Below are 25,039 nucleotides of genomic sequence, written 5' to 3' on the forward strand. Positions count from 1 at the left end.
AACTTGTTTGCCCTGAGAAAACAATGGCACTAAAGAAAAAACCTGTTACAGGAATGAAGGATATTCTCCCAAAGGAGATGGCAGTGAGGGACTACGTTATCGGTCTTATTAAGAAGACTTATGCGACTTACGGATTTTCCTCAATCGAGACTCCATGTGTGGAACACATCGAGAACCTTTCTAGTAAGCAGGGAGGAGAAAACGAAAAGCTTATATTCAAGATATTAAAGAGAGGCGAGAAGTTGAAACTCGACCAAGCTGAGTGTGAAGCAGATTTGGTCGACAGCGGACTCAGATATGACTTGACTGTGCCCCTATCAAGGTATTATTCCAATAATGCCAACGAGTTGGGTGCGCCATTTAAGGCACTTCAGATGGGAAATGTATGGAGAGCTGAGAGACCGCAGAGAGGAAGATTTCGCCAGTTCATGCAGTGTGATATCGATATTTTCGGCGAGCCAACAAGTCTTGCCGAGCTTGAGCTCATACAGGCAACATCAACACTGGTTGGCAAATTGGGCTTTAAAAACTTCACCATCAGAGTTAACGACAGACGTATTTTGAAGGCAATTGCTACGTACTGTGGTTTTCCTGAAGATAAATTTGATTTGGTATTTATCATCCTGGATAAGATGGATAAGATAGGTCTGGATGGAATCAAGGCAGAGCTTGCTGAAGAGGGATTTGCAGAGAATTCTATAGAAAAATGTTCCGATATTTTTGCAAATATGGCAGATGGAAATGCCGACGTAATCAAGATGGGCGAGATGCTTGGTGATTGCGTTGAAGATGGAATATGTGAGAATCTGGCTGGAATTATAGAGACAATAGATATGCTGAAAAATGCGGAGTTTAAGATTGTATTTGATCCAACACTCGTAAGAGGAATGGGATATTATACAGGGCCTATTTTTGAGATTTACATGGACGAGTTTGGAGCTGCTGTCGGTGGTGGCGGTAGATATGATGAGATGGTCAAGAGATTTACAGGCAATGAAGTTCCGGCTTGTGGATTTTCGATAGGATTTGAGAGAATCGTGCTTCTCCTTCTGGAGAGAGATTTTGAGATTCCTGAGCAGGGAGAAAAAAAGGCTTATCTCATTGACAAGAGAGCTGATCAGAAATTCATCAGCGAGGTGCTTGCTAAGGCAAATGAGGAGAGAAAAGCAGGTGTCAATGTTAGTGTCAATATCATGAAGAAAAATAAAAAGTTCCAGAAGGAGCAGTTGGCAAAAGACGGTTATACCGATGTCGTTGAATTTTTCTGTGATTAATTGATTGTTGAGAATAAAGAGGAAAACTAAGGAGGAAATAAAAATGGCTGAGTCTATGAAAGGTTTGAAGCGTACATGTCGATGCGCTGAACTTACAAAGGCGAACGTAGGACAGGAAGTAACTATCATGGGATGGGTTCAGAAGAGTAGAAATAAAGGCGGAATCGTTTTCGTTGACGTGAGAGATCGCTCCGGAATCATACAGTGTATCTTTGAAGAGAGCGACTGTGGAGCAGAAGCTTTTGAGAAAGCAACCAAGCTTCACGCAGAATTTGTTGTGGCAGTTACCGGTAATCTTGAGCCACGATCAGGTGCTGTAAATGAGAATTTGGCGACGGGAGATATTGAGGTTCGCGCCAATGCTATACGAATTTTAGCAGAGAGTGAAACTCCACCGTTCCCTGTTGAAGAGAATAGTAAGACCAAGGAGGAGTTGCGCCTCAAATATAGATTTTTGGACCTTCGTCGTCCGGACCTTCAGCGCAATATGATGCTTAGAAGCAAGGTTGCCAATGTTACCAGAGCATTTCTTGATGAAGAGGGATTTTTGGAGATTGAGACTCCAATACTCAACAAGAGTACGCCGGAGGGAGCGAGAGACTATCTTGTGCCAAGTCGTGTGCATCCGGGAAGCTTCTATGCATTGCCACAGTCTCCACAGCTCTTTAAGCAGTTGCTTATGTGCTCTGGATATGATAGATACTATCAGGTTGCAAAGTGCTTCAGAGATGAGGATCTTCGTGCAGATCGTCAGCCCGAGTTTACACAGATAGATATGGAATTCTCATTTGTCGATGAGGATGATGTAATCGACACAAACGAGCGACTTCTAAAGAGATTATTCAAAGAAGTTATGGATATGGATATTCAGATTCCGTTCCAGAGACTCACTTGGCAGGAAGCTATGGATAGATTTGGTTCAGACAAACCTGATACAAGATTTGGAATGGAGTTAACTGATATCACAGAAGTTGTAAAGGGTTGTGGTTTTGGAGTATTTACAGGAGCAATTGAAAATGGTGGTTCTGTTCGAGGAATCAACGCTTCAGGTCTCGGAAATATGCCTCGAAAGAAGATTGATAAGCTTGTAGATTTTGCCAAGGATTTTGGTGCTAAGGGTCTTGCGTATATGAGCATAAATGAGGACGGAACATTTAAATCCAGCTTCGCCAAGTTCATGACTGAAGAAGAGTTGGATTCGATTGTAAAGGCTATGGATGGTAAGCCGGGAGATCTTCTTCTGTTCGCGGCCGACAAGAACAAAGTTGTATGGGATGTTCTCGGAAATCTTAGACTTGAAATTGCAAGACAGAATGAGATGCTTGATAAGAATGTTTATAATTTCCTTTGGGTGACAGAATTCCCACTCCTTGAGTTCAATGAGGATTTGGGACGTTATCAGGCTATGCATCATCCATTTACAATGCCTATGGAGGAGGATCTTGATCTTATCGACACAGATCCCGGCAAAGTCAGAGCTAGAGCATATGACATCGTTTTAAATGGAACAGAGCTCGGCGGTGGTTCAGTGAGAATTCATCAGAATGATATTCAGGAGAAAATGTTCGAATGTCTTGGATTTACCAAAGAAGCGGCATATGATCAGTTTGGATTCCTCTTGGATGCATTTAAGTACGGTGTTCCACCACATGCAGGACTTGCTTATGGTCTTGATAGAATGGTTATGCTTATGGCAAAAGAAGATAGTATTAGAGATGTAATTGCATTCCCTAAGACCAAAGATGCGTCTTGTCTTTTGACTGATGCGCCAAACGTTGTAGACGAGAGTCAGTTGGAAGAATTGGGGATTGAAATAAAAAATAACGACCAGGAGGTAAACTAATGAGTGTAACAAAGAGTATATTCGGCAAGACAAGCGATGGAAATGAAGTAACATTATTTTCAATTGAGAATAAGAATGGTATGAAAGTGGATGTTATCGATTACGGTGCTGTAATTGTTCGTTTGTTTACAGCAGATAGGGATGGTAAGCTAGAAGATATTGTTCTCGGTTTTGACGATGTTGCATCATATGAAGTTAACGGATGCTTCTTCGGAGCATTTATCGGACGTCACGGAAATAGAATCGGAGATGCTAAGTTTACGTTAAATGGCGAGACGTACCAGCTTGAGAAGAATGACGGTAAGAATAATCTTCACGGCGGAACACCTGGATATCACAAGGTGATGTATGCTGCTAAGGTTGAAGATAACGCAGTGACTTTCTCTCGTGTGAGTCCTGATATGGAGCAAGGATATCCAGGAAACCTTGAATTGAATGTAAGATATGAGCTCACGGATGACAATGAACTTAAGATTACTTATTCAGGCTGTTCTGACAAGGATACACTTTGCAATCTTACAAATCACTCATACTTCAATCTCAAGGGACATAATGGTGGTATGATTACAGATCACGAGATTATGATTAAGGCAAATCAGATTACTCTCACAAGTGATGATTTGATTCCTGATGGAAGCATGGAAGATGTAGAGGGAACTCCTATGGACTTCAGAGAGAAGAAGGTTATTGGAGATGGTATTGAAGCTGATTACAAGCCAATAAAGATTGCCGGTGGATATGATCATAACTTTGCTTTGGACAAGCCAATTGGAGCAATGGAAAAGGTGTGTGAAGTTTCTGAGAAGAGCACAGGTCGTGTGGTTGAAGTGTTTACAGATCTTCCGGGAATGCAGTTCTACACTGGAAACTTTATTGACAAGGAAAACGGAAAAGAAGGCGCTGTTTACACGAAGCGAACAGGCCTTTGCCTCGAAACTCAGTACTTCCCTAACTCAGTAAATGTTCCTAGTTTTGAGTCTTGTGTGATTAAGGCTGGAGAAAAATTCCAGACAACAACAACATATCGTTTTAGCGCAAAATAATTAACATTTAATCAAAATATTCCGATATATATATTAGGTGTGTTGCACCCAATATGTATATCGGTTTTTTTATGGGAAACGCATTTTTACATAATTGAGGTCTATGGAAAGAGGCGATAAGTATGAAAATGGATTGGATTGAATTGATAGCGAAGGTGGGAAAAAAGTGCAAAATACTTATGTATCCGTTATTGGGTATATATATAATTTGCGTGACGATTAGTCACTTGTTTAAAAAGATATTTTTTGAGGCTGGAACTCACAGGGTAAGAGTACGTGCGCTTGTCGTGCTTACAAGTCTTGCCCTTATTTTTATTACGGCTATTTACCCGACATTAGCCAATGGGCCGGGAAATGATGATAATGTCATCTTAGAGGGGAACACTGCGTCAGGTGGCGCTATTAGTGGAAACGAAGATGATAAAGAGAATCAAGACAACCAAGACAACCAAGACAATGGCAATAATAATGACCAAAATCAGGGGGAACAAGGCTCGAATCAGGGTAGCAATGAGAGCGGTAATGGTGATAGCAATGGCAATGAAAAAGACGATGGTGATTCTACACCGCGTCCAACTGAAACACCTGAACCAATTGAGGTTGCAAAACCAAACGTCCGTACTGTTACGGATTCTATCACAGCCACTTACGGAAAAATAGCAATGGCAGATCACGAGATGGAAGTTGAGGCAACACCTGGAGACGAGACGGAGGGTGTGACTCTTTCATATACATGGTATATTAGGAATGCAGATGGGGGTGCAGGAAAAGTTGTTGGTGACAATACTAAAGCAAAGTATGTGCTTCCAGAGAACATACAGGCTGGAGAATATAGATATTATTGTGAAGTTGTGGCTACATTAAAGAAGGGAAAGCAAGTAGCTACAGCCAGCAAAAAGAGTGATGATATAACTGTCAATATAGAAAAGGCTCCTTTACAGCCGGTATTAAATTCAGATCCAAGTTCAGTCCTTGATTATAGCATTAGTGACAAGATTTACAATGGTGCAGATCAGGGTATTTCCGTAAATAAGACCGAAAATTATAAGAATATAGGAAATGTTAATGTTTATTATGCTTTTAATGGTTCGGATACTGCAACGACTACGGCGGGAAATCAAGTGGGAACCAGAGAAGTTTATGTTACAATTGATGAGAGTAGAAACTATGCTGCTGCGAGTGATAAGGTAAGTCTGGGAACTTACACGGTAAGTTATTGGAATCCTGATGGAAAATATTCCGTAGAGGGAGAAGTTGCCGGAACAGACAAAGACGGCAAAGAATGGTACAATAAAGACGTTATAATTCGCCCACCATCAGGATGCCTTATTTCAAAGAGCGAAAATGAGTTCAAGGAAACACTTGTATTGACTCAGGGCAAGCAGAATGTGGATGGTATATACTTGCAGAAGATTCCGGAGAGTTATATATCGGAGAAGATAAGTATAGATAAAGTATTCAATATAGACACAACACCTCCAACAGGAAAAATAGTATTTTCTGGTATTGATGGGGCGGATGAATCTCCAATTGTGTCAAGTAAACAATTATCAGGTACAGTGAATGCCAGTGATTCGCTGAGTGGAGTTAAGAGCGTTCACCTCTATTATACAACAGATTCTAAGGTGGATTGTAAGGCACTACCTGAATCGGCATGGATAGAGGGAAAAGATTTTGATATTGCTCCAACAGAAAATGATAGCACCAATTATTATGTATATGCAAAACTTGTGGATTATGCTGGAAATGTTGGATATCTAAGCAATGAAAATATTACAATTGATGCTGTGAAGCCAGAGATTACGCTAGACGGAGCTACTATAGATGGTTCCAAGCGCTGCGTAGCATACAAAAAACAGGTGGATGTAAGTGATGTCAACTTAGAAACTGTCAATATTAGACGTTCTTTGACAGAGTCTGGATCTGCTGAGAGCGCGTCAGATGCGGTGATTCCATATACAATTAAGGAAAAGGACGGAAAAAAACATGCCACATTTGAGATAGTTTCTCCGAAGGACACCGGTTCAGTTTATAAGTATTTTATAACAGGATTGGATTCTAGCGGAAATACAACTTATGTGGAGATTACTATGGTAGATCCAATAACAGATGTCAACGCACCTGAGCTCGATTTTGGAAGCAAGGAATATGGATATACTGGTGGCGAAGAAATTGCCAAGGGATTTGACCTGACTAGAGCTGGATCATATAATGAGGAAAATGATCCGATTGTGACAGGACTCACAATTTTAGATGAAGAGGGGACAACACCTGAGGCGTTTAAAATCGTTGATTCCACGAAGATAGCACCGGTAGATAAGCTTCATGTTGGTACATATAGAGCAAGGGTTAAAATAGCGTATAATACGGATTCAGAGATCCTTAGCACATGTGTATTTAATGTCAAGAAAGCTCATCTCAATGCAGTGTTCCCGGAAACTGACATATGGTATTATACAACCAATATTGAATTAGATAGTAAGATAAATGTCACTGGATTTGTTTACGGAGAGACCGCAGAAACTGCAAAGGATTACGTGGCTCCAAAGGTTGATAACTATGAGGGCCAATCCGCAACGGTTGGAAGTCATGTGATTACCATAAGCGGTGGAAAAGCAGCGGATTATGATATGGCATATACAACGGGATATATTAATGTAAAGAAGCGAGTTCTCGCCGATTATAATGTACTTGGAAATAAGGGAGACGCTTATAATGGTGAAGATGGTGTCGATTGGTATACAAGTCCTACGTTGACGATTGAACCAAAGACTGGATTTGCATTGTCAAAAAGCGATGATCCATCTAGCTTTACATTGGAAAATATTCCGATAGAGACAGACAGAGATCTTTCCAGCGAAACATTTTTCCTCAAAAACATTCAGACAGGTGAAATTAGCGACAAAATTACTTTTAGATATGCCAAGGATTCGACGCCGCCTACAGGTAAGATTAATGTAGAAAAGAATTCAATTAAGGGATTACTTAATACTATTACACTTGGTAATTTCTTTGCAGAAAACATAGATGTAGACATAGATGCAGAGGATGATTTGAGTGGTATTAAGGGCGTATATTATTACAAGTCAGAAGGTAAATTATCCGGAGATGAATTGTCTCGAGTAACAGGTTGGGAAGAGGGGGATTCTCTATCTCTCACAGCTGCGGATAATTCAAAGCTTACGATATATGCCAAGGTCGTAAACGGTGCCGGTTTGGTCACATATCTCTCAAGTGATGAGTTGGTATTCGATACCGAACCACCTGTCATATCTAACGTGGAAGATGGTGGAGAGTATACATGTGATTCAAGGAGAATCATGGTTTCCGACGCCAATCTCTATGACGTGGTAGTATATGAGGGAACTGATACCACATCGGGAAATGGCAAGAGAAAGTTCATAGATGACAATAGCAGTACCTGTGATTTTCTGATTTCGTCAGATGATGACGAGACGGTTTATACAGTAGTTGCAGAGGATAGGGCAGGAAACAAGAGCAAGAAGACATTTAGAATTATCAAGGCGACCTATGAAGCCACAGTAGAGGATATAGCTCTTCCTGATTTAATATACGGCCACAAGGTTAATAGTGGCAAAACGATTAAATTAAAGGACAATGGAAATGCCAATGCGAAGATAACAGATGTAACTGTCTACAATGAAGATGAATTTGAAGTTAGCACGTTACCTGACGGAACATTTTACTTGAAAGCCCGAGAAGGACTCAAAGTAGGTAGTTATAGCACGAAGTTTAAGGTGCATTATACGGGACAAAAAAGTGCCACAGCAAAGTGCACGGTTAATGTTGTCAAGGCGACGTTGACGGTAAAATACGCCGGTGAGGTTCTCTTGTACAATACAAGGCCGAAGACTGAAGATGTGATTCAGGTTGTTGGGTTTGTAAATGGAGAGAATGAAAATAGTGCAGAAGGATACGTGGCTCCGACGATTAACCTTCCTGAGAGAGCCAGGGAGACGGTCGTTATCACACCGACGGGCGGAGCAGCTGAAAACTATGATTTCGAGTACCAGGGTGAGGCACTGACGGTTATCAGAAGAACTGCAGTTGCCGGAAGAGACGGTCAGTATACTGTGACCGGGCAGATGAATGAGAACGGTTGGTATGTATCGGATATTGTGATTAAGCCTTCGGAAGGCTATCAATTCCTGAGGGATGAAGACGATAAGAAGGCAATCGGGGAGATAAGGATAGACAAGGATAGTGACGATGGAATAGAGCGGTTCTATGTGCAAGATGTGAAGACAGGCGAGATCTACAAGAAGACTGCAATTGCATATCTAAGGGATACTACAACGCCTGAAATTGCAGGAATAGAAGATGGTAAAACATATATCGGAGAGGATAGGAAAGTTACAGTGACGGACAATTTCCTCGAAAATGTTACTATCAACGGAGTTTCGCAGACAATCGAAAATGGAAAGTCGGAGTTTACACTAACCGCTAAGACAGATGCAGTATATGTTATTACAGCTGTTGACAAAGCGGGACATAGTTCTACGAAAAAGGTGACTTTCGAGGCCGTTGAGGAAGACACAGGCCTTGAAGCAGATGCCGAGGGAAGAATTAATAAGAAAGCGGTTATCGGCCAAAATGCTCCAACGGGACAGATTGTGACGGATAAGAAGGATTTGGCTGAAAATGTTCTGACGAAAAAGGAGCTCAAAGAGGTAAATGGCGGCGCAAATGCTGATATTACATTGAAAGTTAAAAATATTGATGCAAGCGTATCTCAAGCCGAGAAGGAATTGCTGATTGCTAATCTCAAGGGTTATACGATAGGAATGTATCTTGATTTGACTTTGTTTAAGAATGTCACAGGCGGTGAAAGTAACCAGCTTACGGAACTAAAGAGAAAAATAGCAATTACTATAGACTTGCCTGATTGGCTTGTGAATGAAGATGAGAATATTGAGCGAGAATTCGCAGTTCTCTGTGTTCACAAGGGAAGCGTTGCATTCCTACCTGATCAGGATATGGTAAAGCGAACTGTGACAATCAACAGTGGAGAATTTTCCACATATGCGCTATGTTATAGAGATGTTGTGTTGGCAGCGCCTAAGGGTGATGTTGATAAGGTGGCAGAGGAAACGGTTGCTCCAAGTGGAGATGGTGAGAATGAAGAACCGGTTGTAGATGCATCAGAGCCATCGGATGAAGATGACTCCGATGAAAACGAGGGGAATCCTGATAAGGCATCGGTATCCGGAGGTTCAACCGGATCCGGTAGCTCTGGAGGAAGTTCTTCATCAACTGGTTCAGGTGGCTCTGGAGGAAGTGTTCCAAAGTCCGGAGATTCTATGAATTTGATACTATGGATAATAGTCTGCGGCTTGTCATTCTTCGGAATTGGTAGCATTGTTGCCATCAAGATTGGCACCAGACGAGATGATTTTTAGGGTAGACAAATCATAGATTTTGGACTATAATTATAGTTAGATGATTTGGTTCGTAATTGGGGGTGTAGACAGCGTATGAAGCTTGAATTTTTGGGGGCAGCTCATGAAGTCACCGGAAGCTGTCATTATCTTGAGATTGGTGACAAGAGACTTTGTGTAGACATAGGAATGCAACAGGGGAGAAATCTGTTTGAAAGTCAGGAAATTCCAGTTAATGCAGCGGAACTAGACTATATATTGTTGACGCATGCACATATTGATCATACTGGCCTTCTTCCTATGTTATATGCGAGAGGATTTAGGGGACAGGTATTTGCAACAAAGGCAACAGCAGATCTTTGTGATATCATGTTAAGAGATAGTGCCCACATCCAGCAGTTCGAGGCGGAGTGGCGCAATAGGAAGGCACAGCGTTCTGGTGGAGAGCCTTATGTTCCTCTATATACAATGGAGGATGCTATCGGAGCTATCAGGCTTTTGGTTCCATGTGAATATGATAGCACGATACATATATGTGACGGAATTGAGATAAGATTTACTGATGTAGGACACTTGCTCGGTTCCTCAAGTATTGAGATATTTGCTACAGAAGACGGAGAGACGCGTGTTCTCTGCTTTTCTGGAGATCTTGGTAATAGGAGCAAACCTATTCTGCGAGATCCGGTTTACACGAGGAGTGCGGACTATGTTATCATGGAGTCTACTTATGGTGATAGACTTCACGGTGAGAAGCCGGATTATGTTGGTGAATTAGCTGATATTATAGAGCGGACTTTTGAGAGAGGTGGTAATGTTGTCATTCCTGCTTTTGCGGTGGGAAGAACGCAGGAGCTACTCTATTTTATCAGACAGATAAAAGAAAGGGAATTGATAAGAAGTTATCCTGATTTTGAAGTTTATGTAGACAGTCCGTTGGCTGTTGAGGCTACGACTATTTTCGGGAAGAATGTAGAACGTTGTTTTGACGAAGAGGCTAAGGAGCTTGTCAATAAAGGAATTAATCCGATTGGATTTAAGGGGCTTTGCTTATCGATTACCAGCGATGACAGTAAGGGGATTAATATGAACAATAATCCTAAAGTCATCATATCGGCCTCAGGTATGTGTGAGGCTGGTCGTATTAGACATCATCTCAAGCACAATTTGTGGAGGAGTGATAGCACAGTAGTATTTGTAGGATATCAATCTGTTGGAACATTGGGAAGAAGCTTGCTAGATGGAGCTACCAGTGTGAAGCTTTTTGGAGAAGAGATTGATATTCAAGCTGAAATTGTGAAGATTTCAGGTATCAGCGGGCATGCTGATAAGAATGGCTTACTCGATTGGATTGATGGCTTTACGGAACAGAAACCCAAGAAGGTTTTTGTTGTACACGGAGAAGACAAAGTTACAGAAGCTTTTGCTGAATGTGTCAAGAAAGAACATGGCATTGAAGCAGTAGCTCCATATAGTGGAACTGTGTTTGATCTGATAACAGGCGAGTTCGAGCATATTGCCGAGCCGGTATATGCTAAGAAGAAAGAGATATCCAAGAAGAGAGCTATGGATGTATTTGGTAGACTTGTTATGGCAGGAGAGCGTTTGGCTGCTGTAATCCGTAAGAATGAAGGACTCAGTAATAAGGATACAGCTAAGTTCACAGACCAGATTAATTCGCTGTGTGACAAATGGGACAGATAGGACCATAATGATGTTGGCACAGGATGCGCCGAGGAGATGAAATAACAATTATGGATAATGTTATTGATAGATCAAATGGTTTTATCAGGGATGAGTTGACGGGGTTTTATGACTTGGACTCATTCAAGCTAGTGATGAAGGAACATCTTGATAAAATTGAGGGTGTGGAAACAGCGGCGATTGTATCGACTGACATTGCACATTTCGAGAGAGTTAATAATTTATATACTCGAAAAGCAGCTAATAAATTACTGAGATTACTCGCCAAAGAGTTATTTCAGAACAACTTCAACGGTATTTGTTATGGTAGAAGCGTTGCGGACCATTTTCTCATATTGGTGGAAGATGGACGCCGGGATATACTGGAGAAGAGACTTCAGATGTTCTGCGATGGATTCAATTATATGATTAGAGATAGATATCCGGACGCGGCACCGAGGCTTGGAGTTGGAGTATATATAATCGAGGACGTTGAAGAGTGTTGCAACGAAATCGTAGAAAAAGTTAATAGCGCAAGAAAGAAACTTAGGTATGTCAAACAAAGCAATGTGGCTTTTTATGATGAGAAGAGATTTAAGAAGGCGATGCACGATCGAGAGATAGAAAAGCATATGGTGTATGCCCTAACTCATGACGAGTTTAAAGTCTATTTGCAACCGAAGTTTAGAATTGAAGATAAGAAGCTTGTTGGAGCTGAGGCCTTGGCAAGATGGGTTCCGGATGACGGTGACATGATATATCCGGATGAATTTATTCCGCTGTTCGAGGAGAATGGGATGATTCAGCAGATGGATTTTTATGTTCTGGACAAGGTATGTAAGATGATACATAACCGGTTGGGAAGTAAGAAGGCATGTATTCCGATATCGGTTAATCAATCTCGAGTTCTCTTGAAAAGTGAGACATATATCGATGATATAAGTTCGGTGATTAAGCACTATGAGATTCCGTCGGAATTTATAGAACTGGAGCTCACAGAGAGAATTTTTGAGGATGCGCCGGAGGAGATATCCTCAATTATGTGGGATGTCAAGAAGCTTGGAATCCACTGGTCGATAGATGATTTTGGATCGGGGTATTCTTCCCTGAATTTGTTTAAGTCATTACCGGTTGATGTGATTAAGCTAGACAAAGGTTTTTTGGATGAAGCCCAGATATCCAGGACGAGTAAGGTCATTATTCGAAAGACAGTTGAGCTGTCCAGAGAGCTTGACAAGAAAGTTGTATGTGAGGGCGTTGAGACTGAAGAACAAGCAGATTATCTCAAGGGAATTAATTGTGATATGGCGCAGGGATACTTTTATGCAAGGCCTATGCCTATGGAGCAATTTGAACGTTTGCTGGATATTTCAGCGAGTTAGATTACGAAATTCATGTGAGTGATAGCTCATTTGATAATATAAATATTTTAGGAGGTTTATAGTAATGAAATTTTTTGTTGACACAGGTAAAATCGAGGACATCAAGAAAGCCAACGATATGGGTGTGATTTGTGGGGTAACAACTAACCCATCACTTATCGCTAAAGAGGGCGGTAAGAGCCAGGAGGAGATTCTTAAGGAAATCGCAGCAATCGTTGATGGTCCTATCAGTGGTGAAGTTAAGGCAACTACAGTCGACGCTGAGGGAATGATAGCTGAAGGTCGTGAGATCGCAGCATTGCATCCAAACATGGTTGTTAAAATTCCTATGACTATAGATGGTTTGAAGGCTACTAAGGTACTCGCTTCAGAGGGTATCAAGGTAAATGTAACTCTTATCTTTACTGCAAATCAGGCATTGCTTGCAGCAAAGGCAGGAGCAGCATATGTATCACCATTCCTTGGAAGACTTGATGATATATCACAGCCAGGAATTGACCTCATTGAGACAATCGCGGCTATATTCGACAATTATCCTGAAATCAACACGGAGATTATTGCTGCCAGTGTTCGTAATCCAATTCATGTTACAGATTGTGCATTGGCTGGAGCGGACATCGCTACAGTACCATATGGCGTAATTGAGCAGATGACTAAGCATCCGCTTACTGATCAGGGAATTGCAAAGTTCCAGGCAGACTACATCAAAGTATTTGGTGAATAAAATCATAATTAAGGAGAAGCTATATAATGAATACGTTAGAACTTAAGAAAACAGCTAACGAAGTTCGCAAAGGTATTGTAACAGCTGTTCACAGTGCAAAGTCTGGACATCCGGGCGGATCACTTTCAGCTGCAGATATTTATACATATCTTTTCTTCGAAGAGCTTAATATTGATCCATCTAATCCGGATAAGGCAGATCGTGACCGTTTTGTATTGAGTAAGGGACATACGGCACCGGGATATTATTCTGCACTTGCCCACAGAGGGTTCTTTCCGGTAGAGGATTTGAAGACACTTAGACACACAGGATCGTATCTTCAGGGACATCCTGATAAGAAGCATATTCCAGGTGTTGATATGTCAAGTGGATCTTTGGGACAGGGAATTTCAGCTGCAGTAGGTATGGCATTATCTGCTAAGATGAGCGGAGATGACTACCGCGTTTATACATTGCTTGGTGACGGAGAAATCCAGGAAGGCCAGGTTTGGGAGGCAGCTATGTTCGCTGGACATAGAAAGCTCGACAACTTTGTTGCAATAGTAGATAATAATGGTTTGCAGATAGATGGAAATATTGATGATGTATGCTCACCATATCCAATTGATGAGAAGTTTAAGGCGTTCAATTTCCATGTGATTAACGTAGATGCACATGATTTTGATGATCTTAAGAAGGCTTTTGACGAGGCAAGAGCTACAAAGGGTAAACCTACAGCAATTATTGCTAAGAGTATCAAAGGTAAAGGAGTTTCCTTTATGGAAAATCAGGCTAGTTGGCATGGAACAGCTCCAAATGACGAGCAGTATGCACAGGCCATGGAAGAGTTGGAGAAAGTAGGTGAATCCCTGTGAGTGATGTAAAGAAAATTGCTACTCGTGAGAGCTATGGTAATGCACTTGCAGAGTTAGGCGCAGAATTTGATAATCTCGTTGTTTTGGATGCAGACTTAGCAGCTGCAACTAAGACAGGAATATTTAAGAAGGCTTTTCCGGATCGTCATATCGATTGTGGAATCGCTGAGTGCAACATGATGGGAATTGCAGCTGGACTTGCTACAACAGGTAAAGTTCCATTTGCTAGTTCATTTGCCATGTTTGCAGCAGGACGTGCATTTGAGCAGGTTAGAAACTCAATTGCATATCCGCAGTTAAATGTCAAGATTGGTGCTACACATGCCGGAATCTCAGTAGGAGAGGACGGAGCAACGCATCAGTGTAACGAGGACATTGCTTTGATGAGAAGTATTCCAGGAATGGTTGTTATCAATCCAAGTGATGATGTAGAGGCAAAGGCGGCTGTCCGTGCAGCTTATGAACACAAAGGGCCGGTATACCTTCGCTTTGGAAGATTGGCAGTTCCTGTGATTAATGATAATTCAGATTATAAATTTGAATTAGGAAAGGGCGTTGTGCTTAGAGAAGGCAAGGATGTAACAATCATTGCGACAGGACTTCCTGTATCAGAGTGTATCGCCGCAGCAGATAAGCTGGCTGAGGATGGTATTGATGCTAAGGTCATCAACATCCACACAATCAAACCTCTAGATGAGGAGCTTGTTATCGCAGCAGCCAAGGAGACTGGTAAGATTGTTACAGTTGAAGAGCACTCCGTGATTGGAGGACTCGGTAGTGCTGTATGTGATGTGCTCTCTGAGAAGTGCCCAACAAAGGTAATGAAGATCGGAATTAATGATGTATTTGGAGAGTCGGGACCAGCAGTAGAGTTGGTTAAGAAGTACGGTTTAGATGCAGATAGCATTTACACAAAGGTAAAGGAGTTTGTGTAAGATGTTAGTTATGGGATGCGTTATATCTTGGGGTTAATGGATATAATGCATAAGCGAAAATTGAATAAAATTTAGTACAAGGGGTTGGCCCGCTAATCATGTTCTTAGTGGGCAGCCCTTTGTGTTTGTATTTATTAGATAAAAGAAAGAATAATCACTAACCACCGTGTGTGGAAAACAATACTGGAGGCAGAGTAAGATGGCTGACCAAAATGTTAAAACAAGATATAAGTGCAAGAAATTTCCTAGAGAAAAGGATATAATTGTGGAGGTTCCCGGTTCTAAGAGTATAACTAATAGAGCGCTTTTGATGGGTGCTCTTGCCGATGGAAAATCTACTATAAAGGGAGTTCTTTTTAGTGATGACTCTAGAGTGTTTATGAGTGCCTTGATGGAGATTGGCTATATTGTAGAAATTGATGAAGATAACCATACTGTGACAATTGAGGGAAAACCAACAAGATCATCAGAGGAAGTAAATGTATATGTTGGAAGTGCAGGAACTGCAGCTAGATTCATAACGGCACTTCTTGCTTTTTCCGGAAATGCATATTATGTAGAGTCATCTGAGCAGATGAGAAAGCGCCCAATGAAGGCTTTGCTTTTAGCTTTGGAGGATATGGGTGTTGAGTTTGTATATGAGAAGAATGAATATGAATTTCCATTTCATATACGACCATTTAGGGCAGACAAAGAGAGTTATGAAGTGGATCTTAACATAGATGCGAGCAGTCAGTTTCTCAGTGCAATGCTTTTATCTGCGCCTGTATTAAATGCTGATTTGACAATTAGGCTCACGGGAGAAAGAGATGCAAAGTCTTATGTCTACATCTCCACCAAGATGATGAAGGAGTTTGGGGCCGAGGTTGAGCAGATAGATGAGAATACATATAGAGTAAGAAAAGGGCAAAGATACAGAGAGATGGTGTACCAGGTTGAGCCAGATGTATCGGCTGCATGTTACTTTTATGCTTTAGCAGCAGTGACCGCCGGAAGGGCTGTCGTAAAGAATGTGCACTTTGACTCAACCCAGGGTGATATAAAGTTTGTGAATGTCCTTGAAAAGATGGGATGTGAGATAAGCGATGGAGAGCTTGGCATAGAGGTTAAGGGACCAGAGGGCAAGCTCAAAGGGCTTGATATAAGGATGAGCGATTTTTCCGATCAGACCATGACTCTTGCAGCCATCGCCCCTTTTTCAGATGGTGTGATAAGTATTTCTGGTGTGGAGCATATAAGGCGTCAGGAGTCTGATCGAATCAATGCCATTGTATCGGAGCTTAGACGACTGGGAATTAAGGTTGACGAAAGAGAAGATGGGATGGATATTTATCCGGGTGAGATAGTTCCAACTGAAGTCGAAACATATGATGATCACAGAATGGCAATGGCATTTGCAGTTCTCGGGGTTGCCAGAGGAGATGTTGTCATACTTAATCCGGAATGTTGCTCAAAAACTTTTGAGAATTATTTTGAAATATTAGATTGTTTAATGAAGATATAAGTGGTACAATAATAAAAGGGTTCTTCCATATAATCATGATTTTATATTGAAGAACGAGATAAATGTTCCGGCGAATTTTGTGGATTAGACATGAAGAGTATTTTTTGTTCGACATGAGTAGAGCCGCGAAAAATGTAGGATAACTAAAAAAGTCTACCATAGTAGAATTCAAACTCGTTGATTCAGATAAGTTGACTATGTGAGTCGATTTGGCGGAATATTTTAAAACAATACAAGAAATTAAATTATGTTTTAATAAAAACGAAAGGAAAATGTTTATGTTAACAATTATTGAGAGTATTAAAAGTATTATGGAGGAGTCATTTGAAAAGGCCGGTTATGACAAAAAGTACGGCTTTGTGAGTGTGTCCAATAGACCGGACTTATGCCAGTATCAGTGTAATGGCGCTATGGCGGCGGCTAAGGAGTACAAGAAAGCTCCTATAGCGATTGCCAATGATGTTCTTGAGGCTGTTGGTGACAATGAGGCTTTCAAGAGCATTGAGGCAGTTAATCCCGGATTTATTAATATAAATTTGAGCGAGAAATTTATTCTCAGTTTTATCAGTGAGATGTCAACAGAAGAGAAGTTTGGAATCAATCTTCCTAAGCAGGGAAAGAAGGTTGTTATTGATTATGGCGGACCAAATGTTGCCAAGTCTCTGCACGTTGGACACCTTCGTTCGGCAGTTATCGGCGAGAGTGTGAAGAGAATTCTCAGATATATGGGTGATGATATTGTTGGTGATGTTCACCTAGGCGATTGGGGGCTTCAGATAGGACTTGTTATCACTGAGCTCAGCAAGAGAAAACCGGATTTGCCATATTTTGATGACAATTTTGAGGGAGAATATCCTAAGGAAGCTCCGTTTACTATTGAGGAGCTATGTGAGATTTATCCATATGCCAGTGGATATTCTAAGGAGCACGAGGATTATCTTCTTGAGGCACAGGAAAATACGGCGAAGTTCCAGAACGGTGATCCGGGCTTCAAAGCAATCTGGAATCACATCTTGGATGTATCGATTGCCGACCTTAAAAAGAATTATGATAAGTTGAATGTTGAATTTGACATTTGGAACAAAGAGAGTGATGTGCAGCCTTTGATTCCTAAGATGATTGATGATATGAAGAATAAGGGATTGCTCCATGAGAGCGAGGGTGCACTTGTTGTAGATGTTGCAGAGGAAAGTGACAAGAAGGAAATACCACCTTGTATTGTGGTTAAATCAAATGGTGCCACTCTTTATGCAACGACTGATCTTGCCACAATCGTCGATAGAAAGCAGCAGTTTAATCCTGATGAAATTATTTACGTTGTGGACAAGAGGCAGTCCATGTACTTTACTCAGGTATTCAGAACTGCTAAGAAGTCTGGTCTTGTTGACGAGGACACAAACCTAGTATTTATCGGATTTGGAACTATGAATGGCAAGGATGGAAAGCCATTTAAGACCAGAGATGGTGGAGTTCTTAGACTTCAGGATTTGCGCGAAGATGTAACTGCTGAGGTTCTTGCAAAGATTAAGGAAAACCGTGATTACTCAGATGAAGAGGGGACACAGATTGCAGAGAAAGTTGGAGTTGCTGCCATCAAGTATGGAGATTTGTCCAATCAGGCTTCAAAGGATTATATCTTTGACATCAGCAGATTTACATCTTTTGAGGGAAATACCGGACCATATATTCTCTATACAATCGTTCGTATCAAGTCTCTTCTTGCTAAGTATCAGGAAGAGGGCGGTATTGTGGATGAGAAGAATACTACCGCACTATTACCTGCTGATAGTGACAGCGAGATAAAGTTGCAGCTATCGCTCCTCAAGTTTGGTGAGGTAATGCAGTCAGCATATGAGGAGAAGGCACCTCACAAAATTTGCCAGTTTATATATGAGTTAAGCGACAGTTTCAATCATTTCTATCATGAGAACAAGATTCTTGGAAATGATGATGAGAATAGAAAAAAATCATATATTCAGCTCTTGATTCTTGTTAAGAGAGTTTTGGAGCAGTGTATTGATTTGCTTGGATTTGATGCACCTGAAAGGATGTGATTGAATGTTTGTGGGGCGTTCAGCGGAACTTTCCACTCTTGAGGAGAATTTTAATGGGAGTGGAATTCCTGTAGCAATCATTTACGGACGCGAGGGTATTGGCAAGACTGAGCTAGCGAAGCAGTTTATAAAGAACAAATCACATGTATACTACTTGTGTAGAGAACTATCGAAAGATGAGCAGATGTGTCATCTTGATAAGAAAATCGATCAAGTGGACGCCAAGGTGCTCTCGGGTGAGAGAGTATGTTTTATTCTGGATGAAGTCTCTCTGTTGATAAGAGGTTATAAAGACTTTTTTGAGGAGTTTGAAAAGCGACTGAGAGGTCTGGCTTGGACAGGCAAAGTGATGATTCTACTAATGTCGTCTAGTACTGTTTGGGGACAGAGAGAGACGGATAGAGATGAACTGGGTGACTTTGTTGACCTGGTGACATGTAAGATAAAGCTTGAGGAATTATCATTTTTGGAAATGGTAGAACTCTTTCCAGATGCTTCGACGGAATCGATTATCTCAGCCTATAGTATTCTGGGTGGAGTTCCAGAGTATCTCAGATATTGGGATATGACTAAGGGTATTTCTGACAATATCAAGAAAATATTCCTAGTTTCAGGGGCACCACTTGTTAACGAGGTAGAACGATTTTTGAGAAAGTCTTTTAGAGAGTTGACATATTATAATACTATTCTCACGGCACTGGCAGAAGATGAATTAAAACTAAATTATATTTTTAAGAAGACTGGATTTAAAAGAGCCAAGATAAGTGTATATATTAATAATTTGATTCAACTTGGCATAGCTAGGAAGTATAAATCCTGGGAGCCTAAGGCCAAAGATGTGACTATGAAGGGAATATACGGAATCCAGGATCCCTTGCTTCATTTTTGGTACAAATTTATCTATCCACACTTGTCCCAGTTGGGATGGTATGATGCGGATGAGTTTTATGATGCATATGTCAAAGAAGGATTAGAGGAATATGTTAATATCACTTTTGAGAAAGTTGCCATGGAGTATATAAGCCTCATGAATAAGTATCATAAGCTTCCGGTGTCATATGATTCCTTCGGAACATTTTTCGGTAAGAAGAATAAAATTTCGATTATAGGAAGCACCAAAAAGGAAGGTTTGCTTGTGGGAAGGGCTTTATGGCAAGATGGTAGATTTGACCTTGCGGACTTTAAAAAGTTAAAAGAAGATTGTAAAGAACTTAAGGAACCTGTTGAGCGCTATTATGTGTTTTGTAAGGGCGGTTTTTCTGAGGACGTTAAGAGGATAGCGGATTCAGAGAAACTGGAGATGGTGGATTTGGAGAGTTTATAGAACGGAGGTTGACATGTATAATTATATTAGCAATTTGATTATGTATAGAAATATTGATAAGGATAGTATCTTGGTGAAACTTGGGGATGTATTTCGTGAGATTGACCACTTGCAGAGCTTACCTGTCGGACAAGAGGCAGATGAGAAGAGAAGTGATATTATAAGAGAAATCAACAATCAAGTTTACCGACTTCTTGATATTTCTACAAAGTATGGATTTAATGAGAATCTGTGGAAGTGCTATATATCATATATACTTGCAACCAATGAGAATCCATTCAGTGTTATCAGTGAAAAAGTGGGTCTTGCGGAGAATATTGAGGAGGCAAGTGCGTTAAGTATTGTTCGTCAGGATATGCAGAATTTTTATGAGATATTTAACTATGATTTTTCCAAGATAAATGTTCCGCTGGGCATGAATCCCTTTGATATTCTTACATCGTATAAATCTATTGCAAAGTCAGAGCATACATATAACAAGAGTGTGAGTGAAAAGGTCTATGAACTATATAGAGCACTTGATGGCGCAAGTGATGGAGAGAAGTTTTTTGAAATCATCGGAACATTTTACCAAAAATACGGCGTTGGAAGTATGGGATTAAATAAGGCTTTTAGAGTGAAGCATGATGAAATGGGACAGTGTTACTTGTCACCGATTACTCATACAAGTGATGTGGTTTTTGATGATCTGGTTGGTTATGAGATGCAAAAAGAGATGTTGATTGCCAATACGCAAGCTTTTGTGGATGGAAAGCGCGCCAATAATTGTCTTTTGTTTGGAGACAGTGGTACGGGAAAATCCACTTGTATCAAAGCGCTTTTGAACAAGTTTTATCCTGATGGATTAAGACTTATAGAAGTATATAAGCACCAATTTCAGGATTTATCGAGAATTATCGAGATTGTCAAGAATAGGAATTATAAGTTTATCATATATATGGATGATTTGTCATTTGAGGAGTTCGAAATTGAGTACAAGTATTTGAAGGCTATTATCGAGGGTGGACTGGAGATTAAGCCGGATAATGTGCTTATATATGCCACATCCAACAGACGTCATCTGATTAGAGAGACATGGAGCGACAGGTCAGATATGAGCGCTGATGAGTTGCATCGATCTGATACCATGCAAGAGAAGCTTTCGCTGGTGGCCAGGTTCGGAATTAGCATCAATTTCTCAAAGCCTATGAAGAAGGAGTTTGAGAATATTGTTCTGGAGTTGGCGAAGAAAAATCCGGATATTCACATGGACGAGAAGGAGCTTTTGTTAAAGGCAAATGCTTGGAGCCTACGAAACGGTGGATACTCTGGACGAGTTGCGGAGCAGTTTATAATTAGTATAAGTTCGAAGGAGTAACTAAGGGGACGAAGAAGCGGAAGGTTGTGTAAATATGTTTGAAAGATTTTTTCCAGATGAGACGGTCTCGTCAACATATGACATAGCATATGAAGATTTATATGCCATGGGTTATAGGGGGCTTTTGTTCGATATCGACAATACCCTTGTGGAACATGGAAAACCGGCAAATCAGAGAGCACTTAATCTGTTCAAGAGATTGCGAGAGATTGGCTTCGAGTTTTGTCTGATTTCCAACAATAAAAAACAGAGAGTGAGTATGTTCAATGAAAAGATTGGAGCTCACTTTGTTTACAATGCTCATAAACCTCGTCGTAGGGGATATCGCGAGGCTATGGAAATAATGGGAACAAATCTTAAAAATACAGTATTTATCGGTGATCAGCTTTTCACGGATATTTGGGGAGCGAAGAGAACCGGAATTAGAAATATCTTGGTTAAGCCAATTGATAAACATGAGGAAATACAGATTGTACTAAAGAGAAAGCTGGAGAATATAGTTCTCAGTGAATATAAATTAAAGAAGAAAAAGGAAAAAGCTTTGAAGGCTGCAGAGCGCGCCTCTGAAAAGGCCGAGAGAGTGGAGTTTGTGGCAGAGCAAGCGGCGAAAGCAGCGAAGAGAGCTACAGAAAAGGCAGGAAGTAAGGCGGAGAAGAAAGTCATGAAGGCTGACATGAATGTACAGCGCGCTGCTATGAGGGCGGAGGCAAAGTCTGAACGTGCCTCTGAAAAGGCCGAGAGGATGGAGCAAAAGGCTGCGATTCTCAAGGAAAAAGCGGAGCAAAAAGCGGCAATTAAGAAGGAAAAAGCTAATGCTTCAGCAGAAAGAGCTGTGCACAGAGCAGAGGGATGGGCGGCTTTTAAGACAGAGCGTGCTGCGATATCAGCCGAGAAGGCTTCGGATAAAGCCAAAGTAGCAGCGATGAAGGCTGCAGAAGCAGAAAAAGTTGGCAAAGAGAAAAAATCGACAAGTGAAAAGAGAAAAAAATAGTCATAGGAGATAAGTTGTGATAATAGATATAGAAGAATTAATAAAAAAGCCTGAAGATGCAGATGCAAGTGAATTGCGATATATGCTTATAGCATCATCACCGGCTAATATGCGAAAAATCAGTGGATTTACAGGAGAAGGCCTCGTATGTCTTATGGAGAACGAGCGCTTTATAGTGACGGATAGTAGATATACCATCGCAGCAAAAAATGAGATAAAAGATTTTGAAGTATATGAGATGAGTGGGGGATATATGCGAACTGTCCTAAAGATAGCTGCGCAAAAGAGTGGTATTCTTTCAGAGGGAACCAAGATTATTATTGGATTTGAAGATACCAAGATGACTATGTCTAGTTTTAATCAAATGAAGATGCTTTCGTTGATAAACTTTCCCAAATGTAATATTAGTTTTCGCCCGCTTGAAGCAAAACTTGACGCATTTAGAAGAGTTAAAACTGTAGAAGAAATAGAGATTATCACAAGGGCAGAGAAGATAGGCGATATGGCTTTTGATAAGATTATGGAATATTTTAAGAAATCAAGAGCTTCAGGGAAAAAGATAACAGAGCGTGAAATATCAGCAAGAATTGAATTCTATATGAAAGAACTTGGAGCAGATAAGACAAGTTTTGATACAATTGTTGCGAGTGGCTTGCATTCTGCAATGCCACACGCCGTTCCAACAGATAAAGTGATTGAGGATGGAGATTTTGTGACAATGGATTTTGGTTGCATGGTAGAGGGATATTGTTCCGATATGACTAGAACAATTGTCTACGGCCGAGCTAGTGATAAACAGAAAAAAATCTATAACCTCGTTCTCCGCGCACAACAGCATGCAATAGATAATCTTCACGCCGGAATGACCGGAAGTGAGATAGATGAATTGGCGAGAAAAATTATCCGAGACGAGGGTTACGGGGACTACTTTGGACATTCGCTTGGTCACAGCGTCGGATTGGAAATCCATGAGAACCCTAATTTTTCAGTTAATTGTAACGATATAATAGAACCAGACATGGTTATCACTGTGGAACCGGGAATCTATATAGAAAATTTTGGCGGAGTGAGAATTGAAGATGTTGTGGTTGTGAAGGAAGATGGGTGTGTGGATATAACGGAGTCAAGTAAGGGGCTTATTGAGATAGTATAGGATGATTTGAAAACAATTCGATTGATTAATAGATTATCTAGTAGAGAAGAGGAGGAGTGGTTTTAATGGTTAAAAAATTGCTAATTGGGCTAGCCATTGTTTTACTGGCAATTATTATTTGTTTTATAGTTTGCTGGGGAATAGTTAGTTTTATACACACAGCTTCATAGGATGATTTAGGAAGAATTGACGTTTAGTTATGATTCTTCCTTCTTAACCAGTTACGAGAGGAGTAGTTATGAATCGTACAAAAATCTGCATTCCCATTGTGGAAAAGACAAAAGAAAGTATTATAGATAAAGCTGAAGAATATGCAGAGCTTCGTGCTGAGTTAGTGGAGTGGAGAGTTGATTTCTTCGAGGGCGAGGAGAGTGAAATACTTGAAATCGTTAGAGCGGTGAAGAAAGCCATAAAAGACAAGGATTTGATTGTGACCATTAGGACTATTCAGGAGGGCGGCGAAGAAAATGGTGCAAGATTTGATTATAAAGGTGTTTTAGAAGAAATACTCAAAGATGGGTATGCTGATTTTATTGATGTTGAGGTTGCATACAAGGATGTTGTGACTACACTAGTAGAACAAAGAGATAAGCTGACTGTAGGAGGCAACTATTCCAAACTTATTGGTTCTTATCACAATTTTTCTGAAACTCCATCAGAAGAATTTATCTTCAATAAGCTTGATGAGTGTAGGAAACATGGCCTAGATGTGGGAAAAGTTGCATGTATGCCTAAGAGCGCTGAGGATGTGGATGTACTGCTTGATTCGACAGAGAAGTATAAAAAGGATCACAAGGAATATCCCATCATAACAATGAGCATGGGTGAGTATGGCAAGAGAACCCGTCTATACGGCGGACTTTATGGATCTGAGGTGACTTTTGCCTGTGTTGGTAAGGCTTCAGCTCCAGGGCAGGTGGAGTTAGATGAGGTGAATAAGCTGTTTGACGGAATATTTTCCGGGAACAGGCATATAAGTCTTATAGGATTTATGGGGGTTGGGAAGTCAACTATTTCAGCTGAGCTTGCCAAAATTACCGGAAGACCTGAAGTTGATGCAGATGTTTATATTGAAAAACGTGAAGGTATGAAAATCTCGGATATTTTTGCATCCCAAGGAGAGGAATATTTTCGAGATATAGAGACAGAGATTTTAGATGAGCTCGCTGGGATGGAGCCGATGATTCTTTCCTGTGGTGGAGGTATGGCAATTCGTAAAATCAATGTCAAAAAGCTACAGAATATGGGAGATGTGGTTCTGTTAACTGCTGAGCCTGAAACCATATATGAACGAGTTAAGGATTCTAACACTAGACCGCTTCTTAATGGCAATATGAATGTAGAGTATATAGCTGAACTAATGGCAAAGAGGGAGCCATTTTATGAGGAGGCGGCTACCATCGAAGTGAAGACTGATGGTCGAGGGGCTGAGGAGATAGCAAGAGAGATAGTTCGTTTGACGGATAATGTGATTTGTTGAAAAAAAGGCGGATTTATGCTAAAATTATAGAAAGGATTGATG

The 25,039-nt window shown here is 40.7% G+C and carries 16 protein-coding genes; all 16 read left to right on the top strand.

The annotated features are described in order from the left end of the window. Positions 1-23: 23 nt before the first annotated feature. The 16 genes from hisS to aroD all read left to right on the top strand — a co-directional run bounded on the left by hisS (position 24) and on the right by aroD (position 24,997). The gene (gene hisS / locus L877_RS0102300) at positions 24-1,274 is read left to right on the top strand and encodes a histidine--tRNA ligase (protein WP_026834719.1); all 1,251 of its coding nucleotides are present in this window, start codon (positions 24-26) and stop codon (positions 1,272-1,274) included. 43 nt (positions 1,275-1,317) lie between these two features. Continuing rightward, the gene (aspS, locus tag L877_RS0102305; protein ID WP_026834720.1) at positions 1,318-3,117 is read left to right on the top strand and encodes an aspartate--tRNA ligase; all 1,800 of its coding nucleotides are present in this window, start codon (positions 1,318-1,320) and stop codon (positions 3,115-3,117) included. Beyond that, positions 3,117-4,160 (top strand): aldose epimerase family protein, encoded by a 1,044-nt coding sequence (locus L877_RS0102310; RefSeq protein WP_026834721.1) that lies wholly within the window; start codon positions 3,117-3,119, stop codon positions 4,158-4,160. The genes aspS and L877_RS0102310 overlap by 1 nt, the downstream gene beginning before the upstream one ends. Before the next feature lie 122 nt (positions 4,161-4,282). Next, the gene (locus tag L877_RS0102315; RefSeq protein ID WP_026834722.1) at positions 4,283-9,580 is read left to right on the top strand and encodes a hypothetical protein; all 5,298 of its coding nucleotides are present in this window, start codon (positions 4,283-4,285) and stop codon (positions 9,578-9,580) included. A 75-nt stretch (positions 9,581-9,655) separates the two neighbouring features. Next, positions 9,656-11,260, top strand: a complete 1,605-nt coding sequence (locus L877_RS0102320; protein WP_026834723.1) for an MBL fold metallo-hydrolase RNA specificity domain-containing protein — start codon at positions 9,656-9,658, stop codon at positions 11,258-11,260. A gap of 50 nt (positions 11,261-11,310) precedes the next feature. After that, the gene (locus tag L877_RS0102325; protein WP_026834724.1) at positions 11,311-12,621 is read left to right on the top strand and encodes a bifunctional diguanylate cyclase/phosphodiesterase; all 1,311 of its coding nucleotides are present in this window, start codon (positions 11,311-11,313) and stop codon (positions 12,619-12,621) included. 64 nt (positions 12,622-12,685) lie between these two features. Further along, the gene (gene fsa / locus L877_RS0102330) at positions 12,686-13,345 is read left to right on the top strand and encodes a fructose-6-phosphate aldolase (protein WP_026834725.1); all 660 of its coding nucleotides are present in this window, start codon (positions 12,686-12,688) and stop codon (positions 13,343-13,345) included. Between the two features lie 26 nt (positions 13,346-13,371). Next, on the top strand, positions 13,372-14,199 hold the full coding sequence (locus L877_RS0102335) for a transketolase (protein WP_026834726.1): 828 nt from the start codon (positions 13,372-13,374) through the stop codon (positions 14,197-14,199). Further along, positions 14,196-15,134 carry a transketolase family protein gene (locus L877_RS0102340; protein WP_026834727.1) on the top strand — a complete coding sequence of 313 codons (939 nt, stop codon included), beginning with the start codon at positions 14,196-14,198 and terminating at the stop codon, positions 15,132-15,134. Before L877_RS0102335 ends, L877_RS0102340 begins: the two co-directional genes overlap by 4 nt. A 199-nt stretch (positions 15,135-15,333) precedes the next feature. After that, positions 15,334-16,638 (top strand): 3-phosphoshikimate 1-carboxyvinyltransferase, encoded by a 1,305-nt coding sequence (gene aroA, locus L877_RS0102345; RefSeq protein WP_026834728.1) that lies wholly within the window; start codon positions 15,334-15,336, stop codon positions 16,636-16,638. A gap of 278 nt (positions 16,639-16,916) precedes the next feature. Continuing rightward, positions 16,917-18,692 carry an arginine--tRNA ligase gene (gene argS, locus L877_RS0102350; protein WP_026834729.1) on the top strand — a complete coding sequence of 592 codons (1,776 nt, stop codon included), beginning with the start codon at positions 16,917-16,919 and terminating at the stop codon, positions 18,690-18,692. 10 nt (positions 18,693-18,702) lie between these two features. Then, on the top strand, positions 18,703-20,016 hold the full coding sequence (locus L877_RS0102355; protein ID WP_207637218.1) for an ATP-binding protein: 1,314 nt from the start codon (positions 18,703-18,705) through the stop codon (positions 20,014-20,016). 13 nt (positions 20,017-20,029) lie between these two features. Next, the gene (locus L877_RS0102360) at positions 20,030-21,373 is read left to right on the top strand and encodes an ATP-binding protein (RefSeq protein ID WP_026834731.1); all 1,344 of its coding nucleotides are present in this window, start codon (positions 20,030-20,032) and stop codon (positions 21,371-21,373) included. A gap of 34 nt (positions 21,374-21,407) precedes the next feature. Beyond that, complete coding sequence (locus tag L877_RS14520) at positions 21,408-22,364, top strand: YqeG family HAD IIIA-type phosphatase (RefSeq protein ID WP_084554734.1); 957 nt, start codon at positions 21,408-21,410, stop codon at positions 22,362-22,364. Between the two features lie 16 nt (positions 22,365-22,380). Further along, positions 22,381-23,517: an aminopeptidase P family protein gene (locus L877_RS0102370; RefSeq protein ID WP_026834732.1), complete on the top strand. Its 1,137-nt coding sequence runs from the start codon at positions 22,381-22,383 to the stop codon at positions 23,515-23,517. A 238-nt stretch (positions 23,518-23,755) separates the two neighbouring features. Further along, positions 23,756-24,997, top strand: coding sequence for a type I 3-dehydroquinate dehydratase (aroD, locus tag L877_RS13795; RefSeq protein ID WP_084554735.1), 1,242 nt, complete (start codon positions 23,756-23,758; stop codon positions 24,995-24,997). Positions 24,998-25,039 lie beyond the last annotated feature (42 nt).

Source organism: Eubacterium xylanophilum ATCC 35991 (assembly GCF_000518685.1).
GTDB lineage: Bacteria > Bacillota > Clostridia > Lachnospirales > Lachnospiraceae > Eubacterium_F > Eubacterium_F xylanophilum.

What these genes read in the sequence shown, in the direction of transcription:
- hisS (WP_026834719.1), top strand. Translation starts at nt 24, where the DNA reads ATGGCACTAAAGAAAAAACCTGTTACAGGAATGAAGGATATTCTCCCA.
- aspS (WP_026834720.1), top strand. Translation starts at nt 1,318, where the DNA reads ATGGCTGAGTCTATGAAAGGTTTGAAGCGTACATGTCGATGCGCTGAA.
- L877_RS0102310 (WP_026834721.1), top strand. Translation starts at nt 3,117, where the DNA reads ATGAGTGTAACAAAGAGTATATTCGGCAAGACAAGCGATGGAAATGAA.
- L877_RS0102315 (WP_026834722.1), top strand. Translation starts at nt 4,283, where the DNA reads ATGAAAATGGATTGGATTGAATTGATAGCGAAGGTGGGAAAAAAGTGC.
- L877_RS0102320 (WP_026834723.1), top strand. Translation starts at nt 9,656, where the DNA reads ATGAAGCTTGAATTTTTGGGGGCAGCTCATGAAGTCACCGGAAGCTGT.
- L877_RS0102325 (WP_026834724.1), top strand. Translation starts at nt 11,311, where the DNA reads ATGGATAATGTTATTGATAGATCAAATGGTTTTATCAGGGATGAGTTG.
- fsa (WP_026834725.1), top strand. Translation starts at nt 12,686, where the DNA reads ATGAAATTTTTTGTTGACACAGGTAAAATCGAGGACATCAAGAAAGCC.
- L877_RS0102335 (WP_026834726.1), top strand. Translation starts at nt 13,372, where the DNA reads ATGAATACGTTAGAACTTAAGAAAACAGCTAACGAAGTTCGCAAAGGT.
- aroA (WP_026834728.1), top strand. Translation starts at nt 15,334, where the DNA reads ATGGCTGACCAAAATGTTAAAACAAGATATAAGTGCAAGAAATTTCCT.
- argS (WP_026834729.1), top strand. Translation starts at nt 16,917, where the DNA reads ATGTTAACAATTATTGAGAGTATTAAAAGTATTATGGAGGAGTCATTT.
- L877_RS0102360 (WP_026834731.1), top strand. Translation starts at nt 20,030, where the DNA reads ATGTATAATTATATTAGCAATTTGATTATGTATAGAAATATTGATAAG.
- L877_RS14520 (WP_084554734.1), top strand. Translation starts at nt 21,408, where the DNA reads ATGTTTGAAAGATTTTTTCCAGATGAGACGGTCTCGTCAACATATGAC.
- aroD (WP_084554735.1), top strand. Translation starts at nt 23,756, where the DNA reads ATGAATCGTACAAAAATCTGCATTCCCATTGTGGAAAAGACAAAAGAA.